Below are 4,616 nucleotides of genomic sequence, written 5' to 3'. Positions count from 1 at the left end.
GAGGACTTCGACCGGGTGTATCACCTGGAAGACTTGGCCCAGGGCGACGTGACCTTCTGCGCCACCGGCGTGACCGATGGCACCATGCTGCAGGGCATCCGCCGGATCGGCGCGCGGATCACCACCCATTCGATCGTGATGCGTTCGAAGACCGGCACCGTGCGCACCGTGCATGCCGAGCACAATCTCGGCCTGAAGCGTGGCGTGGTTCCGCATTTCGGCCGCTGACCTCCATTGCTGGATCAGTTGAGCCCGGTGTCGGGCCGGCCCTGGCGGGAGCGGCCGGCCGATCCCGACCTCGTCGCAGCATTGGTCCAGCGCAAGGGGCTGCCGGACGTGGTGGCGCGGGTGCTGGCCGGGCGCGGCATCGGCCTGGACGAGATCGACCGCTTCCTGGAGCCGCGCCTGCGCGACTTCCTGGTCGATCCCTCGCATCTGGCCGACATGGACAAGGCCGCCGCCCGGCTGGTGCAGGCGGTGCGGGACAAGGAGCCGGTCGGAATCATCGGCGACTATGACGTCGACGGCGCCACCTCGGCAGCATTGCTCAGCCGCTGGCTGCGCGGGCTAGGTGTCCCAGTGGAGATCGAGATCCCCGACCGGCTCCTGGACGGCTACGGGCCCAACCCGGCGGCGCTCGACCGGCTGCGGCTGGCCGGCTGCCGGCTGGTCGCGTCCCTGGACAGTGGCACCACCGCGTTCGAGCCCCTGGCCCATGCCGCCCTGCACGGCCAGGAGGTGATCGTGGTCGACCACCATGCGGCCGAGGCGGAGCTGCCACGCGCCTATGCGGTGGTGAACCCGAACCGGCAGGATCAGGATAGCCCCTGTGCCGATCTGGCGGCGGTGGGGGTGACCTTCCTCCTGCTGGTGGCGGCCAATCGGGAGCTGCGGCGCCATGGCCTGGCGGAACCCGACCTGATGGGCCTGCTCGACCTGGTGGCACTCGGCACGGTCTGTGACGTGGTGCCGCTGCGCGGCCTGAACCGCGCTTTCGTGCGCCAGGGCCTGCGGGTCATGGCCAAGGGCGAGAACACCGGCCTGATCCAGCTGTCGCGCGAGGCGAAGGCGCCGGAGCTGCTGGAGGCCTGGCATCTGGGCTTCCTCTTGGGGCCGCGCATCAATGCGGGCGGCCGGATCGACCGGGCCGACCTCGGCGTGCGGCTGCTCACCGAGACCGATGCCGGCGAGGCCGGGGCGATCGCCGCCCGGCTCGACCAGCTCAATGCCAAGCGCCGCCAGATCGAGCGGGAGATCCTGGATCTGGCGGACCGCTCGATCCGGGCCCAGCTCGACGAGGACGCGCCGGTGCTGGTGGCCTCGGGCGAAGGCTGGCATCCGGGTGTGATCGGGATCGTCGCCAGCCGGCTGGTCGAACGCTATGATCGCCCGGTCTTCGTGATTGGCTTCGATGCCGATGGCATCGGCAAGGGCTCGGCCCGCTCCGTGCCGGGCGTGGATCTCGGCCAGGCGGTGATCGCCGCCCGCCAAGCCGGCATCCTGCAGAAGGGCGGCGGCCACCCGATGGCGGCCGGGGTCACGGTCGAGGCCGCCCGGCTGGAGGAGTTCCGCCGCCACCTCCTGGACCGGATGCCCGCTCGGACAGGGGCGGCCGGCGAGCGACGGCCGGTCGAACTGGATGCGTCGGTCGCGATCGGTGCCTGCCGGCGCGAGCTGGCGATCGCGTTCCAGCAGTTGCAGCCGTTCGGCCAGGGCAACGAGGAGCCCCGTCTCCATCTGGTCGACGCGCGTATCGCCAGCGCCCGCCCGGTCGGTACCGGCCATCTCGCCGTGCGGATCGAGGGCCGGGACGGCGGCCGGGTGGCGGGCATCGCGTTCCGGGCACTGGAGCGGCCATTGGGCGACCTGCTGCGCAGCGCCGACCGGCCGATGCAGCTTGCGGGCACCCTGAAGCTCGACCGCTACCAGGGCGACGAGCGGATCTGCTTCCACATCGACGACGCTGCAGCCTGAGGCGGTAGGGAGTCGCCATGGCCAGCGCCCGGTTCGGCGGTTCCTACCGATGATCGACGTACGGCCGGTGTTCTACGCCCTGGGCGCGCTGCTGTGCATCCTATCGATGTTCATGCTCGTGCCGATGCTGGCGGATCTGGCCTATGCCAGCGACGATGCCGACAGCTTCCTGCTCTCCGCCTGCGTCACCGGCTTCTTCGGCGTGGCACTGATGCTGGCCTTCCATGTCGAGGACCTGAAGGTCGACCGCCGCCAGGGCTTCCTCCTGACCGCACTCGCTTGGTTCGTGCTCTCCGGCTTCGCCGCCCTGCCGTTCCGGTTCAGCAGCATAGAGCTGAGCTTCGCCGGGGCGTACTTCGAGTCGATGTCGGGCCTCACCGCCACAGGCAGCTCGGCGATCGCGGACCTGTCGATCGCGCCGCCCGGCATCCTGTTGTGGCGCGGGCTGCTCAATGCGCTGGGCGGTGCCGGGATCATCGTCGTGGCGCTGGTGATGCTGCCCTTCCTGTCGGTGGGCGGCATGCAGTTGTTCCGCGCCGAATCCTCCGACCGCAGCGAGAAGCTGTTCCCGCGCATCGACCAGATCGCCGGCGCCACCATCGCGGTGTATACTGGCCTGATCATGCTCTGCGTGTTCGTCTATGCAGCGCTCGGCATGACCACGTTCGATGCGGTCGTCCACGGCATGACGACCGTCGCGACCGGCGGTTTCGGCAACTATTCCGACAGCTTCGCCTCCTACGATGCGCCGATCCTCTGGGCGGCGACGCTGTTCATGATCTTTGGCAGCCTGCCCCTGGCGCTGATCGTGCTGTCTCTCAACCGGGGACCGGGCGTCCTGCTGAAGGACCCGCAGATCCGGACCTTCCTGGTCTTTCTCGGCTGCGCGGTGGTCCTGGTCACCGCCTGGCTGGTGGTGATGGCCGGCGCACCCCTGTTCTGGGCGATCACCCACGCCGCCTTCAACGTCGTCTCCATCGTCTCCACCACGGGCTTCGCCTCCGACGACTATTTGCAGTGGGGACCGCTCCCGGTGGTGGTGTTCTTGTTCCTGTCCACGATCGGCGGCTGTACCGGATCGACCACTGGCGGCCTGAAGATCTTCCGCTACCAGGTCATGGCCATGCTGCTGCGCCGTCACCGCAACGAGACGGTGATGCCGCACACGGTCTATGTCCGCCGCTATGGCGACCGGCCAATCGGCGACGACGTCGTGCGGGCGGTGCTGGTCCTGTTCGCCCTCTACGGCGCCACCGTGATCTGCTTGGCGATGGGCCTGGCCGCGACCGGGCTTGAGTTCGAGACCGCGATCTCGGGTGCGGTCACCGCCGTCAGCAATGTCGGCCCTGGAATAGGCGACCGGATCGGGCCGGTCGGCAGCTTCGCGAGCCTGTCCGACCTGGCCCTGTGGATGCTCTCCTTCGGCATGCTGGTCGGGCGGCTGGAGTTCACCACCGTGTTCATCCTGTTCAGCCGCCGCTTCTGGCAGGCCTGATCAGCGCACGCCGGCCAGATCGTTCACCGCGACCACGGCGGCCAGGATCGAGAGCACCACGCCCGCCACGGCCACGCCCAGGCCCACCACGATCACCGGCTCCAGGATCGACAGGATCCGCTGGATCCGCTCCTCCAGCCGGGTCTCGAACCAGCCGGCCGCCTGCTGCAGCGTGGCGCCGAGCCGGCCGGTCTCCTCGCCGATCCTACACAGGCGGATCGCCTGGGGTGCCAGCAGGCCGGCATCGTTCAGGCAGAGCCAGAGCGGGCGGCCCTGGCGCACCCCGGACAGCGCTCGGTCCAGGCTGGCCGCGACCGCACGGTTGTTCACCGTGTCGCGGGTGAGTTGCAGGGCCTGGGGCAGCTCCACGCCGCCGGACAGGAGCGAGCCCAGCATCCTGGCGGTCTGCGCCGTGGCGCGCGCTCGGGCCATCGGGCCGATCAGCGGCAGGCGCAGGAGCAGGCGGTGGAGGAACCTGCCGCCGGTCTCCTGCCGGGCGACCGCCACCAGGAGGAAGACCAGCACCGCCAGCGCCACTCCCGTGACGACGCCGTTGGTCTCGACGAATTCGGCGACGGCCAGCGTCACCTGGGTGGAGCCCGGCAGGCTGGCGCCGGCATCCGCGAACAGCGGCTCGAACTGCGGCACCACCACGGTCAGCAGCACCAGCAGCGAGCCGATGGCCACCACGGCCAGCAGGATCGGGTAGGTCATGGCCCCGATCAGCTTGGCGCGCATCCGTTCCTCGCGCTCGCGCAGGGCCGCCAGCTCCAGCAGCGCCGAATCCAGCGCACCGGTCGCCTCGCCGGCCCGCACCATGCCAAGATAGGAGCGCGGGAACAGCCTGGGATGCTGGGCCAGCGCGTCGGTGAAGCTCTTGCCGCCCTTCACCTCGCCCAGGAGCTGCTGGATCACCGTGCCCATCTTGCCGAGCGTCTCGTCCTGCCCGAGCGTTTCCAGCGACCAAGCCAGGGTCTGCCCGGCCGACACCAGAGTGGCGAGCTCGCGGGTGAACTGGGTGACCACCGAGCCGCTGATGCCGAACAGGCCGCGCCGGGCACTGGCCTGGACCGCCGGGCGCGGCTCGCTGCTCCGAGCGGCGGTACCGCGCGGGCTGGTCGCGCGTGCGGCACCCGGCCGGCCTTCC

4 protein-coding genes are annotated in these 4,616 nt (G+C 70.1%); 3 read left to right on the top strand and 1 reads right to left on the bottom strand.

The genetic code is table 11. The annotated features are described in order from the left end of the window. The 3 genes from EQG76_RS12430 to EQG76_RS12420 form a co-directional block, all read left to right on the top strand. On the top strand, positions 1-228 hold a 228-nt coding region (locus EQG76_RS12430; protein WP_159713769.1), incomplete at its 5' end, for a fructose-bisphosphatase class II. Positions 229-255: 27 nt separating this feature from the next. Beyond that, positions 256-1,974, top strand: a complete 1,719-nt coding sequence (gene recJ, locus EQG76_RS12425; RefSeq protein WP_321573455.1) for a single-stranded-DNA-specific exonuclease RecJ — start codon at positions 256-258, stop codon at positions 1,972-1,974. A gap of 49 nt (positions 1,975-2,023) precedes the next feature. Further along, entirely contained in the window at positions 2,024-3,469 is a 1,446-nt protein-coding gene (locus EQG76_RS12420) for a TrkH family potassium uptake protein (RefSeq protein WP_159713765.1), read from the top strand. On the opposite strand, the gene EQG76_RS12415 is transcribed toward EQG76_RS12420, so the two are convergent. Continuing rightward, on the bottom strand, positions 3,470-4,616 hold a 1,147-nt coding region (locus EQG76_RS12415), incomplete at its 5' end, for a type II secretion system F family protein (RefSeq protein WP_159713763.1).

Origin of the sequence: Geminicoccus flavidas, from assembly GCF_009806515.1 — a bacterium.
Lineage (GTDB): Bacteria > Pseudomonadota > Alphaproteobacteria > Geminicoccales > Geminicoccaceae > Geminicoccus > Geminicoccus flavidus.
The sequence above is the reverse complement of the archived record's forward strand: the minus strand, read 5'-3'. Positions and strand labels throughout refer to the sequence as shown.